Origin of the sequence: Prevotella sp. E13-17 (genome assembly GCF_022024035.1) — a bacterium.
GTDB lineage: Bacteria > Bacteroidota > Bacteroidia > Bacteroidales > Bacteroidaceae > Prevotella.
Genome location: NZ_CP091787.1, coordinates 3381686 through 3395855 on the forward strand (window position 1 = coordinate 3381686; position 14170 = coordinate 3395855).

The 14170-nt window shown below is 49.3% G+C and carries 10 protein-coding genes; 2 read left to right on the forward strand and 8 right to left on the reverse strand.

Translation table 11 applies throughout. The features are described from left to right. Nucleotides 1-6 precede the first annotated feature (6 nt). The 5 genes from L6472_RS13315 to preA all read right to left on the reverse strand — a co-directional run bounded on the left by L6472_RS13315 (nucleotide 7) and on the right by preA (nucleotide 9059). A complete protein-coding gene (locus L6472_RS13315; protein ID WP_237805916.1) occupies nucleotides 7-3072 on the reverse strand; it encodes a TonB-dependent receptor in 3066 nt (1021 codons plus the stop codon). Nucleotides 3073-3172: 100 nt separating this feature from the next. Further along, complete coding sequence (locus L6472_RS13320; RefSeq protein WP_237805918.1) at nucleotides 3173-4921, reverse strand: ELWxxDGT repeat protein; 1749 nt, start codon at nucleotides 4919-4921, stop codon at nucleotides 3173-3175. A 202-nt stretch (nucleotides 4922-5123) separates the two neighbouring features. Continuing rightward, entirely contained in the window at nucleotides 5124-6641 is a 1518-nt protein-coding gene (locus L6472_RS13325; protein ID WP_237805920.1) for a M6 family metalloprotease domain-containing protein, read from the reverse strand. Nucleotides 6642-6662: 21 nt separating this feature from the next. Then, complete coding sequence (locus L6472_RS13330; protein WP_237805922.1) at nucleotides 6663-7535, reverse strand: DMT family transporter; 873 nt, start codon at nucleotides 7533-7535, stop codon at nucleotides 6663-6665. 81 nt (nucleotides 7536-7616) lie between these two features. Beyond that, on the reverse strand, nucleotides 7617-9059 hold the full coding sequence (gene preA, locus L6472_RS13335) for an NAD-dependent dihydropyrimidine dehydrogenase subunit PreA (RefSeq protein ID WP_237805924.1): 1443 nt from the start codon (nucleotides 9057-9059) through the stop codon (nucleotides 7617-7619). 106 nt (nucleotides 9060-9165) lie between these two features. Between preA and pgeF the strand changes: the two genes are divergently transcribed. Continuing rightward, entirely contained in the window at nucleotides 9166-9978 is an 813-nt protein-coding gene (pgeF, locus tag L6472_RS13340) for a peptidoglycan editing factor PgeF (protein ID WP_237805926.1), read from the forward strand. Nucleotides 9979-9981: 3 nt separating this feature from the next. Here the strand turns inward: pgeF and L6472_RS13345 are convergent, their stop codons facing one another. Beyond that, entirely contained in the window at nucleotides 9982-10902 is a 921-nt protein-coding gene (locus tag L6472_RS13345; protein WP_237805928.1) for a DMT family transporter, read from the reverse strand. 163 nt (nucleotides 10903-11065) lie between these two features. Between L6472_RS13345 and L6472_RS13350 the strand changes: the two genes are divergently transcribed. Next, nucleotides 11066-12412, forward strand: a complete 1347-nt coding sequence (locus L6472_RS13350) for a DUF389 domain-containing protein (RefSeq protein ID WP_237805929.1) — start codon at nucleotides 11066-11068, stop codon at nucleotides 12410-12412. 313 nt (nucleotides 12413-12725) lie between these two features. Here the strand turns inward: L6472_RS13350 and L6472_RS13355 are convergent, their stop codons facing one another. Then, complete coding sequence (locus L6472_RS13355; protein WP_237805931.1) at nucleotides 12726-13469, reverse strand: hypothetical protein; 744 nt, start codon at nucleotides 13467-13469, stop codon at nucleotides 12726-12728. A gap of 60 nt (nucleotides 13470-13529) precedes the next feature. Beyond that, a complete protein-coding gene (locus tag L6472_RS13360; protein ID WP_155808722.1) occupies nucleotides 13530-13961 on the reverse strand; it encodes a hypothetical protein in 432 nt (143 codons plus the stop codon). Nucleotides 13962-14170 lie beyond the last annotated feature (209 nt).

Here is a 14170-nt window from a genome sequence, read left to right on the forward strand (position 1 = left end):
CAATTATTATAAACCCAGTTTGACTCCAAAAGTGAACGAACGGGCCTGAGGATAGTTACCTTGGTCAACACCCATGCTGAGGTTGTTGGTTTCCGTACCTGATACCTTACCTACTTCAGGGTCGAAGCCGTCATAGCCGGTAATAGTAAACAGGTTGTAGGCTGTCAATGACAAAGACAGAGAGTTGATCTTCAAGCGTGACAGCACACTCTGAGGTACGGTATAAGTAAGCTGTACCTGCTTCACACGCAAGTAATCGCCATCCTTAATAAAGAAATCACTGGCACGGAAGTTACGTGGTGTGTCATTGTTCGACAGGTCAGGAACGTTTGTATTTGTATTCAAGGGGAAGTATGTACGAGCCTGTCCCTCGAGTTGTCCTGACCAGTGACGTGAACGGATATCGGCATATACATTGCCCTCTGCAGCATTATAGAGATAGTAGTCTGTGACATTGAAAATCTTATTGCCAGTCTGACCCTGCATGAAGATACTCAGGTCGAGGTTCTTATAGCCCACAGACACGGGAATACCAAACACGAAATCAGGTAAAGGAGAACCCAAGAACGTACGGTCCTCGGCCGTGATACGATTGTCACCATTGAGGTCTTTGAAACGGAAGTCGCCAGGCATTGTCGTCTGTTCAAAGTCGTTCTTGCCCACCTCATACTGAGCACTCTCTTTCACCTCTTCGAAAGTCTGGAAGATACCATCGGTTACGTAGCCATAAAAGCTACCGATTGGTTGTCCGACAGCCGTCTTGGTGACATAGTCCACGATGCTACCCTCTGAAAGGTAAGACCCCCAAATAGGCTCATTTCCTGTTCCAAGACTGGTCACCTTGTTCTTTATCCATGAGAGATTAAAGCCAATCTCATAGTGCCAGTCGCGCGCAATATGGTCACGCCATTTGACATCGAACTCCCATCCATAGTTCTTGACTGCACCGGCATTCGTCATAGGACTGCTGTCCAGTCCGGCAGAACTAACAGTAGGCACTCGCAAGAGCATATCGGTAGTCTTACGGTTAAAGTATTCCGCAGTCAACATCAGACGATTGCTCCACAACGAGATGTCGATACCAATGTTCCAACTCTCATTCTTCTCCCACTTAATGCCGTCATTACCAAGTACTGTAGCTGTGGCACCTTCATAGACAGTGGCATTTCCCAAACCGTAGGGATAGTTATATCCTGAAGTAAGATAGGTATAGCGAGACAGTTCATCAATACGGTTGTTACCCAAGAGACCCCAACCTACACGGAACTTGGCATTAGACAGCCAGCTCTTGAAAGACTCCATGAACTTCTCATTGGAGAACTTCCATCCCAAAGAGACCGATGGGAACACGCCCCAACGATTACTCTTTGAGAACATGGAAGAACCGTCGGCACGCACATTGGCTTGGAAAAGATACGTATCATTAAGGCTGTAGTTAACTCGTCCGATATAACCAATAGAGGTCCATTCACGATCCAAGCCATAGGCCTTATCACCAGTATAGGCACCCGACAGATAACGGAACGCCTCTTCGTTACTGGGAGTGCCAGAACGATAGCCTTCCTGCCAACTGTACTTATAGCCTTCAGCTGTCTGACCTGCCAGAACTGTGATACTATGGTGCTTATCCTGCCACATGAAAGTAAGCAGGTTATTGATTTCCCATTTATTAGTATTGCCTTGTTTCTTGTAAACAGTTGACAGAGAAGTAGGCATTACAAAATCCTCATCAAGTCCGAAGACCTCTGAATAATCATCATCAACGCGACGTATGGTATAGTATGACGCTTTAAACTGATAATCGAAATACTTCAGGAACTTAGCATCCAATGAAAGATTCAAGTCCAGACGGTCATTATGCATCTGGTTGTTATATTGATCCAGCTTAGCAATAGGGTTTGCACTATACCAGTAGCCCACATTATTATACAGATATTCCATTGGCGACTCGTAAAGCGCTTGCTTCAAAATACCAGAAGAGCCTTCTGGCACTCCATTACGACGCTCATTGGTATAAGCCATATTACCCTGCATGGTGAGCCATGAGGCCAACTTAGTAGTGATGTTCAGACGACTATTGAAACGATTGTAGTCTGACGTCTTCACAATACCATTCTCTTTATAGTAGCTGCTGCTGGCCAGGAACTGTGTCTTCTCAGAACCACCGCTCACACTGACACCATGCTGCATCTTAAAGCCCGTACGCGTCACGGCATCCCACCAGTTGCCTGCTGAGTTATGGTGCAGCGTATCGAGGATAGCATATTTCGCAGGATCGTAGCTATAAGAGCCATCCGCGTTCTTCGTCATGAACAACTGTCCATCGGCAGAATAGGTTGAAGAGCCATTGACGTAGTCCATCATCAGCGCATAGTTGTCGGCGTCCATCACATCAATTGTCTTCCAGGGGTTCGACACACCCATATAACCATCATAGACAATGGATACCTTACCCTCCTTACCGCGTTTCGTGGTAATGGCCACAACGCCGTTAGCGGCACGCGAGCCGTAAACGGCACTTGAGGCAGCATCCTTAAACACTTCCACGTTTTCGATATCATTGGGGTTCAGATAGTCAATATTATCTACAATGAAGCCATCGACCACATACAGAGGGTCGGCATCGTTGATAGTTCCTGTTCCACGAATCTTGATGGTGGTACCACCGCCAGGTGCACCAGAGTTCTGTACGATGTTCACACCAGCAGCACGTCCCTGCAAAGCCTGCAGCGTTGAAGATACTGGCGTGTTATTGATGTCCTTACCAGCAATAGAACTGATAGAACCGGTTATGTCACTTTTCTTCTGCACACCATAGCCGATAACCACCAATTCATCGAGTGTATTGGTATCAGAATGCAGTGTGACATTCATTTTCTGCTTTCCATTAACAGCCACTGACTGCGTCTTATAGCCTACATAAGAGAAGACCAAAGTACTACCGGCAGATACTGAGATTGAGAAATTTCCGTCAAAATCGGTGACGGTTCCGTTCGTCGTACCCTTTTCCTTGACCGTTACACCAATCAAGGGCTCACGGGTGTCGTCGACCACCGTTCCCGTGACGTTCATTTTCTGTGCGAAGCCGAAGCTCGCACAGAAAACAAACAGGGAAACAAGTAAGCAACGTGTGAATGCTTGTTTCAACATACTAACCTAAACAATATTTATTTTATAGAACGATATGCTTTTTGTTACCAATGATATAGATGCCCTTCTTCAGACCCTTTGCGGCCTCTTTTGCATCAATATCACGACGCAGCTGTGTACCATTGATGTCGTACACATTGACCATCTTGTTCTGAGCCTTGTCACTTGCAATGCTCTCAATAGCGTCGATAACGCTACCGAAGTCGGGTTCCATATAGCCTTTGTCGCTCTGACCGTCCCAGTTCAGCTTGGTATATTCGTCAGCATAGAGGCGGTTGTTGGCACCACATACATAAAGAATAGTACCATTCAAGTTGCGCAGAGTGTTCACATTGTCACCAGTCGTTGTGATAGTAGGAACAACAACAGGCTCGTCAGCAAGGTCATCTAGACGATATAGTCCGCTACCCAAGCCCTGATCCACATTGTTTGCTTCGTTCATCCAGTAGAGAGAACCACCTGCTACGATAGGCTCTTTCACCCAGTTGCAGAGAGTACCAGGGAACTTTGTCTCAGTCTGGCGAGTAATGGTCTCACCATCGAATATCAGCATCTCACCACCATGCTGTGCAGGCTCTGCGTTAGCATCGAAACCATCAGCACCACAGAATACGTACTTATCCTGGAAGATACAACCTGGATCGGGAAAAGAGTTGTGGTCCTGCGAGGGATTCAACGTGAAGTAGTCGAATACCTGATAGTCACCCTTCTCCAAGTTAGAGCCTACAAGCTCAAAGCCAGTTGAAGAGCTCCATCCACGGAACCAGATGCGGTCTTTGTAAACCTCCCAGCCTTCGCCAAAGACGCCAGGACCAACTCCCAGACCATTGTTGGGATCAACGGCAGGATTGGCATCATAAACCTGATAGGTGCCAGCCTCTGTACCATCAGAAGCCCACAATTCGTTTCCGCTCTCCATGGTCCATGCCTTGAAGAAGAGCTTACCATTCTTATAGTTCTCCATACAGTCAATGGCAGAATCACGAGTGTAACCATCGCCCTTATCTGTGTTAGGCTCAGTATTGATGTCCTTCACCAGATAAGTACCTGCCTCAGTACCGTCAGTCACCCACAGCTCTGTGCCATAGTGACCATCGATATCGTCGGCCTTGAAGAACACACGGCGACCTACGCGTACAAATGCAGAGTGCTGGTTGGTATTCTCCTTACCAGGGTTGTCCACCTTCACCTGCTTCAGGAACTTAGTTCCTTCTGCCGTTCCGTCGGTGATCCACAACCAGTATTGTGCCCCATTGTCGGGATCATATTCTGCACTCTCATCACTGATGGCTGCAAAGACAGCCTGTGTCTCGTTGATCTGATAGATAGCCTGAGGATTGCCGTCGCCCATCTCGTAGGTCTGAGCAATCAGTTTTGTACCAGCTTCAGTACCATCTGATACCCACAACTGACGTCCCTCATTATCTGTATAGGCCGAGAACAGCACCTTCTCACCTAAGCGGCATAGCCATGCAGGCGAAGAAGAACCGCTACCAGGCAGAATGTCTGCCACCATCTTCGTGCCAGCCTTTGTGCCATCGGTCATCCACAGTTCCGTACCGTGTTCTTCATCGGTAGCAGCGAAATAAGCTTTGTAGCCGTTAGCCTCACTACCTGCAATAATAAGGTTCTTCTCCTTCACGGTTCTACGTTCGGGGTTGATGTCGGTGGTCACTCCATTAGGAAGCAGGTCAATCACATTGTCCGACTGAGCCATTGCACTACCCATGGTCAGTGCCAAGACTGTTGAGAGTAAAAGTTTCTTTTTCATAAAAGTAATAAATTGATTAAAGTAAGTAAAGTATAAATGATTGGTAAAATTTTCGATGGCAAAGGTCTACAAAAACACAAACAGATAAGGGTAAGAATGTGCTTTTTACAAGGTACAGATGTTCAGAAGTGCCGTTTTTAGACAAAAATACCTGTTCCCAGCACAAGAACAGGTATTTTTTTATATGATTTATGTAGAAGGATTATCGCATAATCTTTCTTACTGCTCCATTGGCATAGCGCACAATGGCGATATTGCCAAGGGTGTAGAGAATGGTGTAGGTGCCTTTTGGCGCAGACGAGACTGGCGTGGTGATGGCGCTGGGCGCATCACGCTTCATAAAGCTGAAACTGGCCAGCCCGTCGGTCACCGCCATGTTGTAGATGGGCTTCGACATCAGTTTCTGGCCACCAATACAAGGATTGATGGTCACCGAGGCCGGTGCGCTGCTGTTGGTCAGCGAGTCGTTCTCGTTGTAAGGATAGCCCCAATTTTCAATAGACCAGAGCGACATGTATTGTGGTGGTGCAGGCACCGTGTTATTGGCAGCGATGATATAAAGGTTCTTCTTGTAGTAAGGCTTATTAGGCTCGGTGAAACGTTTCCAGTTCTCATCGTAGTTCACATGGAAGATGATGATGCCACTGCCCGGCAAAGGTTCGTCCCATGCCACTGGCTGACGGTTCTCCACCACGTAGAACTCATCACGATGGGCATCGTTGCGAATGATGTAGGCCTCAGGATTGGTGGCCAGAGGTTTCATTCCCGTAATGCTCACGGGTCCCGTTAGTTCTGTAGGTGTGATCCACCCCACCATCATACGCTCGAACGCTGAGTAGCCACAAGGTCGGAATCCACCCTCGTTGTAGTTGCCCGAATCCATCAGGTCCCACTGTCCCACAAAAGATGCCGATGCCGTACTAGAATAGATGTCAGGCAGTCCCAGACAGTGGCTGAATTCATGGCAGATAGTACCAAAGACGCCATAGGTCTTCGAGCTGCTCAGTTCCTGCACGCAGCAGTAGCTGTCCACCTTTCGTTGCCCATTGCCCGTTCCCACGACGATGGGCTGGCAGTTTTCACGATCGCTGAGCCAACCCTGGTGTGGCCATATCGTGTTTGCGTCACCCCCCGCGTTCATGCCTTTGCCAGCATAGACGATGAGCAGTTGGTTCACCTCGCCATCATGATTCCAGTCGTATGGCGTCCAGTCTATCTGTCGTTGTTCTAGAATATTCACCACATCCTGCACCAAGTATTTCGAGTTTTCATCATCTTTCTCCGTACTACGGTATTTGATACGCGATTCACTGAGCGTGATATACTGCAGGTCAAACTGCAAGTTCAGCTGTCCATAGCTCTGGTCGCGGAAATAGTCGTGTACCGATCCGTAGAAAGGAGCCTCGTTGAAGTTCTCTTCATTGAATATGCGGTTCCACATCCTGACGGTTCTCGTCTCGGTCGTCTGTGCAGTCTCTGCATCGTCTTCCTTACTGAAAGACTGATCTGCGAAGGCCACCAGCACCACTAACTGCCGACGATTACCCAGGTATTGTTCTGCCGTGGCAGCATCTGTAGCTGCACGATGGAGCACCTTTTCATTCTTCACATGTTGTCCAGAGCGACACATACGGCGCTGCATGGGCTGGTAGTCTTCGGCCATCAGCGTGACCGAAGCGAGTGCTATCAACAGGAATAGTAGTCTTTTTCGTTGTTTCATAATGAGCGGTTTGTCTCTTTTCTATTTTGAGGCCAGCGCGCGTCGGCTTTGCAGCAGCACGCTGAGCAGTATCAATACGATACCGATGTAGAACGAGAAGTTAATCTCGCGACCTTCGCCAAAGATAAAGAAGGCCAATGCGATTGTATAACAAGGTTCCAGATTGTAGGTCAGGTTCACCGTGAAGGCCGACAGGCGCTTCAGTGCCTGAATCTGCAACAGATACATACCCACCGTGCAGAACAGCGCATGACAGAGCATGAACCACAGGTTATGACCTTCGGGCAGCACCACCACCGGCTGCTGACTGGGGAAAAACAGCAGATAGACCGGTATGATGGCCGATACCAGCACCAGCCCGCCCGACATCTGATACATCAGCACCGTACGGCTACGCACACCCACGCTCACCTTCTTATTGCAGATGGCATAGAGCGCACATACTGCCGACGAGACCACGCCAATGCTGATGCCATAGCGATAGCGGGCATCGAGCGAGAAGATGCACAGCACGCCAGCCACGGTGATGAGCGAGAACAGCAGCTCGGTCCACGACAGTCGGCGACGATAGATCATTGGTTCAAAAAGCGCGGTAAAGAAACCTATCAGCGAGAAACAGATTACACCGATAGACACGTTCGAGGCCTTGATGCTGCCATAGAACAACATCCAGTGCAGTCCCAACAAGGCACCACAACCACACAGTTGCAGAAACTTGCGCCAGCCCACACGAGGCAGACCAGTGAAGACGAGCAATATCAGACTGGTGAAAAGCATGCGATACCAGACGATGTCCACCTCGTTCAGCGTGATCAGTCGCCCAAACAGCCCCGTAAAACCGGCCAGCAGCACGCTCAGGTGCAACTGCACAAATCCTTGTCGCGTCTCATTCATAGTGCAAAGTTACGCTTTTTTATCAGAAAAAGAATGCTTTGTTCACAGAAAAGCTACACTTTGCGCCAGGAAAAGTGCCTATCAGTCTTTCTTTGGGATGCGCTTTGAGAGTCCGATGGCACCTGTAGGACACACCAGTCGGCAGAGGTGACAGCCCACGCACTTTGTACCTACGATATGCGGCTGGCGCGTGGACCTGTCGAACGTGATTGCCTGATGGCCGCCATCGCTGCACGACAGCTGACAGCGACCGCAACCGATGCAGCGCTCGCGGTCTATCTTGGGAAACACCACCGTGTCGCGGTCCATGTCGGAAGGCTTCACCACACTGCCCAGCAACTCGCCCACACAGTCGGCCAGTCGTGTCACGCCGCGGCGCACCATCTCGTGCTGCATGCCCAGCACCAGGTCGTCGATGATGCGGTAGCCATATTCCATCACTGCTGTACATACCTGCACGTTGGTGCATCCCAGCTGTATATATTCCAACGCGTCGCGCCAGGTCTCGATGCCACCAATGCCACTATACTCCACACCCTTGATGATGGGGTTCGAAGCCATGTCGGCAATAAATCGCAGGGCAATGGGCTTCACGGCCCGTCCTGAATAGCCCGAGATGGCATACTTATCGCTGACCTTCACCTCCCGACTGAGCGTGATGCTCTTGATGGTGTTGATGGCCGAGATAGCATTAGCCCCGGCAAAGTAGGCGCCCATGGCGGGCTCGTTGATATTAGTGATGTTGGGTGTCATCTTCGGGATGACGGGAATCTTCACTGTTCGCTTCACATAAGCCGTATAGAAAGTCACCAGCTCGGTATTCTGCCCCACGTCGCTGCCCATGCCCGCCAGTCGCATCTGCGGACACGAGAAGTTCAGTTCCACGGCATCTACGCCAGCCTCCTCGGCCATGTGTGCCAGTTCTATCCATTCCTCTTCGGTCTGTCCCATAATCGAGGCCACAATCATCTTCGTGGGGAATTGCTGCTTCAGGCGGTGCAGGATGTCGAAGTCCATGTCCACGGGGTTCTCGCTGAGCTGCTCCATGTTACGGAAGCCCGCAAAAGGTTTGCCCACGGCATCGAAGCGAGGCGACACCTCCCTAATCTCCTGCATACAGATGGTCTTATAGAACACGCCCGCCCACCCTGCTTCCAGGGCGCGCGCAACCATCTCGTAGTTGGTACACACGGCCGACGAGGCCAGGAAGAAGGGGTTCTCGCAGTGGAAACCGCAGAAGTCTATCTCGAGCGACGGCAGTGCTGCTTTTGCCGGCTGTGGCACGGCAGCCAACAGCTCTCGGATGCGTATCGGACGGTCGTAGTGGATACAGGCCTGTTCGGCGCGCTCCAGGTCGGCCTCGCTGCATGCTGCCACCCATTGGCCGGCAATATCGGCATTGTCAAAACGTATGGCACGGATGGCCCTGGCGGGGTCGCCCGTACCGCAAGCCTGCGTACACGGTGCGTCCTGACAGAACAGACAGCGTGCGGCTTCTTCCCGGATGTTCATTTGTCGTTTCATGATTCACTTAGGTTTTTAGTTAATGTTGCAAAGATAATGTTTTTCTCTGTATCGCCAACGTTTTTCGTAAAAAAAAGTTATCTTTGCATCACAATTTACTTAAGGAATGAAGCAACCTGTACTGCACAATTATCATATGGGCGAAGGTGTCACTGCCTTCAGCACCACACGCCAAGGGGGCTATAGCGAGGGGCGCTATGGCGAGTTCAACATCAATCGCTACTGCGGCGACAGCGAGGAGGCCATCAGGCAGAACCGCGAGGCACTGTGCCAACTGCTGAACATCGACGATGCCCACCTGCTGATGCCTCATCAGGTGCACCTCACAGAGATTGCCGTGGTGGGTGATGATCTAAGTATTGATTTAGAGGGCTACGATGCTTTGATGACCAACGTGGCGGGGGTGTGCATCGGTGTGAGCACGGCCGACTGTATTCCCGTGCTGCTCTACGACCCTCGTCAGCGGGCTGTCTGCGCCATTCATGCTGGTTGGCGTGGCACGGTGAAGCGAATCACCGAGAAGGCTGTGGCACGTATGACGGCCGTCTATGGCACACGTCCCGAAGATATCGTGGCACAGATAGGTCCGGGCATCCATCAAGACAGCTTTGAGGTGGGCGACGAAGTTTATGATGCCTTTGCTCACGAGGGATTCAACATGCCCGCCATCAGCAGAAAATACCCAGTAAAAGATTCTTCATCTAAAAAAGATTCTTCATTCTTCACTCCTCATTCTTCATTTTATAAGTGGCACATCGACCTGCCGCAGTGCAACCGTCTGCAACTCGTAGCTGCCGGCGTACTGCCACAGCAAATAGCCGTTTCGCCTATCTGTACCTTCGAACAGAGCGACACCTTTTTCTCTGCCCGCAGGCTGGGCATTCATTCTGGCCGCATCTTCACGGCCATCATGCTGTAGGTCTCAGCCCAAGAAGAACAGGCTGACGCCGATCACCGAGATGAAGGCACCCAGCACGGCACGCCACGTGATGCGCTCGTGGAACAACCAGCGCGAGGGCAACAGAATGATGATGGGGGTGGTGGCCATCAGCGTAGAGGCAATGCCGGCAGCGGTATATTGCACCGCCATCAGCGAAAAGCCGACACCGATAAAGGGACCAAAAAGCGTGGTGGCCATCGCAATGGCAATGCCCTTGCGGTCGCGCACCGACTCACGGAAATGCTTGGTTTCACCGCGCAAGAACAGCAGCACGCTGAAACCTATGATGCCCGCAATGCAACGATAGAAGTTGGCACTGAAAGGCACCAACCACTCGGGCATGCCGGGATCCATCTGATAATGATCCATACCTATCTTGCTCAACACCAGTCCGATGCCCTGACACATGGCGGCGCCAATGGCAAAGAGCACGCCGTTCAGGGGCAGCTTCAGCGAGAAGCGGTGATGCTCGCCGCGACCCAGCACCGAAGTGCCGATACCCACCAGCGTAATCAGCATGGCAACGATGCTCATCATCGTCATCTTCTGACCCAGCGTGATCCACGCCATCAGGGCTGCCGACACGGGCGCCAGCGTCATAAACAGCTGACCAAAGCGCGAACCGATGATGATGTAGCACTGAAACAGACAGAAGTCGCCTATCACATAGCCCACCAGACCAGACAACAGCATCCAGCCGGCAGCCTCGGCACTGGCACCCGCAGGCACGATACTGCCCGTCGTGGCATAGAACAGCACTAACGAAAACAGCAGCGCCAATGCCATGCGCATCACGTTCAGTGTCAGGTTGCCCAGTCGTTTCGAACCAAACTCACTCAGTAGTGCTGTAGCCGTCCACGAGAATGCTACACCAATAGAAATCAATTCGCCTATATAAGCCATTGTTATCCCTTGATTGTTTTTGTTTATGGGTTACAAAGAAATGCTGCACTTCCTGTGCGGCACCTTTTTTTTCGTGCGCAAAAGTACGAATAATTTCTGAATAAATACTATATAAACAGGAAAAAGTTGTATCTTTGCAACTAAACTAAAAACTTCTATCACCATGGATATCAACTACATGATTAGCAAGGCCAAGGTTTACTTCAACCTGATGCCCGACAAAGACGACGAACAAGGTATCATCGATCAGATCAGCAGCGGCGTGTCGTTTCGCGGCGCCAACCTGTGGGTGCTCATCTTTGCCATCTTCATAGCTTCACTGGGACTCAACGTCAACTCCACGGCTGTCATCATCGGCGCCATGCTCATATCGCCACTCATGGGACCTATCATCGGCATGGGACTGGCCGTGGGCATCAACGATCTGGAATTGCTCAAGCGGGCTGCCAAGAACTTCAGCGTGGCAACGGGCATCAGCGTGCTCACCGCCACCATCTATTTCATCATCACACCGCTGGGCGATGCCCAGTCTGAGCTGTTGGCACGCACCTCACCCACGCTCTACGATGTGCTCATCGCCTTCTGCGGCGGTGCGGCTGGCATCATCGCGCTCTGCACGCGCGGCAAGGGCAACGTCATCCCGGGCGTTGCCATCGCCACGGCACTGATGCCGCCATTGTGTACGGCGGGCTACGGACTGGCCACAGGCCACTTCCTCTATTTCCTGGGCGCCTTCTACCTGTTCTTCATCAACACCGTGTTCATTGCGCTGGCCACCTATTGCGGCGTACGCCTGATGCACTTCCAGCGCCACGAGTTTGCCTCGGCCGACCTGGCCATCAAGGCGCGGCGCCTCATCATGGGCATCGTCGTGGTGACGATGCTGCCTGCCACGGTAGTCACCGTGTTCATCGTGCGTCGCAGCATCTTCGAGAACAACGTGCGTAAGTTTGTCAAGACCGAGCTGACGCAGCCAGGCACACAGATCATCTCGTCTGATGTTGAGAAAGACAGCATGCAACTGCGCATCGTGGCGGTGGGTCGCGAGATTACAGATGTCATGCAGGCCAGTGCTGAGCGCCACATGGAGCTCTACGGCATGAAGGGCTATCAGCTGCGCATCATTCAGGGCGTACAGACCGACAGCATCCTGACGCTGAACAACCGGCTGTCAAGTATCAACACCACGCGTGAGGCCGACCGTCAGCAACTGCTGGAGCTATCGGCCAAGAACACCACGCTGACCAACCGGTTAGAGGGTTACACGCGCTATGAGAGCATGTCGGCGGCACTGCGCCCCGAACTGAAAGTGCTGTTCCCACAGGTGTCCGCCATCGGCTTGGCGCCCATGGCTGAGTCGGTAGCCGACAGCGCCCGTCAGGCGCACTTCGTCATGGCGCTGGTCACCACACCCGCCAGCCATCGCCTGTCTGTCAGCGAGCGCCAGATGCTGCACGACTGGCTGCAGGCGCGCATCATTGCCGACAGTATCCTGGTGGTAGAGAAGTGAATGTTCGCCATTCAGACTCCGCGCATCAAAAAAGAGTAGATGCTGTACCAAGGAACAAGTGCCTGCCCCACCTTAGTTTATTTGCTTTAATACAACTGCTTTACCATAGGTATTGCTGACGGTGCGCAAGAATTCAACAAATTGAGGATAGAGCGACTTGTCGTAAGTCCCTGACCTCATCCAACCTTTTCCACATTTCGTTTTGACCCTCTTAAAAAATAGTTTTTGACTGACATTACAGCATTTAGAGCCTGGTAAAACCGCCTATCATTATTCCGTGCTACATTCTTTTTCTCTGTCACCGCGATTCTGGCTAATCATCCGCTAGAAACTTTAAAGGAATATTTACAACTTCAAATGGGAATCTTTCTTTGTCGGGAATCCACTTAATATCATTCACTAAGATTTCTTTTAATTTCGTCACTAACTTCTTTACATTATCACAATTATTATGGTCATTGTTTCTTACGACGACCTTTATTGTATTACCATGACTATCTATTTGGCAGTTTACTGTCAACGAAACCGTTTTCTCTATCATCCTGGTTATTCCGTTTAATTCCGATGATAAATAAGAGAATAAGCTATCACGCCCATTTGGAAAAGGAAAACCTCTTTCGCTAGATAAATCTTTCTTCATAGATATCTTTGGCGTACTATTTTTATGCATTCGATCAATCTTGTTTTTCAATGACGGAGGCAAATTATATAAAACCCCATCATATAAAATATGATAAGGATCCATGCAAGCAGACATTAAGACAAATCCTTGCGAATACAAGTATAATTTGCATCTCACATCTAACGTCTTCGCATGGGACTCTTTTAGACTATAGAATTCTTTAACGATGTCTGAAATTACAGCACTATCAGAAATATGGTATTCCTCATAAGAAATTTCATTTTCAAAATCTCTACATGTCACGTTCGCTGGAGTTTCTAAATGCCAAGGAGCATGTTTAACCACTATACTATCTATTTTAAAAGTATTTACACTGTAGATATGAAGTATAATTACGTTCATCAATAAAAAAAAAGTAAAATATCTTTTATTCATTTTGTTCTCATAGGATAAATTATAATTTCAAGTTCTTTCTCAACAGGAGTGTTAGATGTACTATTTTTCATTAAGTCTCACCAAGGCTACTTTTCTCATCTTTAACCGATTCATATCTAAGCCTATTTCGTTTCCAAAAGATTTATTATCAAAAGAATATTTATAATCTGAAGGTATTCCATAGATTTTTATTAATGCATCAGAAGCTAATTCCATACTATCAAGACAATTGTAATAACCAGACCTGCATCGCAATAAATACAAAACCTCTGGCAAGTTTTCCAAATTGTAATCTTCCATGTCACAAAGACAATTCAAATCACCGATACATAATCCTTCATCCTTCCACTCTACATACATACGAGCTTCACAAGTCTGATTCTTAGGCATCTGTCTTGTAATGGAACATAAAAACGAGCTAATGCTATCAAATTCCTCGGCAGAACACTCCAACGTTTCATACACGCCAAGGTTTTCCGCAATTTTTGCCATAGATTTACATGTTGTCTTTACATTCGTTTCGTAAACGTAAGGATAGTACGATACAAATATAGTATCATTGTCCTTCGTTTCCTTCTCGCATATAGCTGAGCAAGAGGTAAGACATATAATAGTATATACAAACAAAAAACTCTCTTTATATTTCATCGTCATTACTGTTATAATGGTTTTATTGATATGGAATTACGGGTATCAAGTAC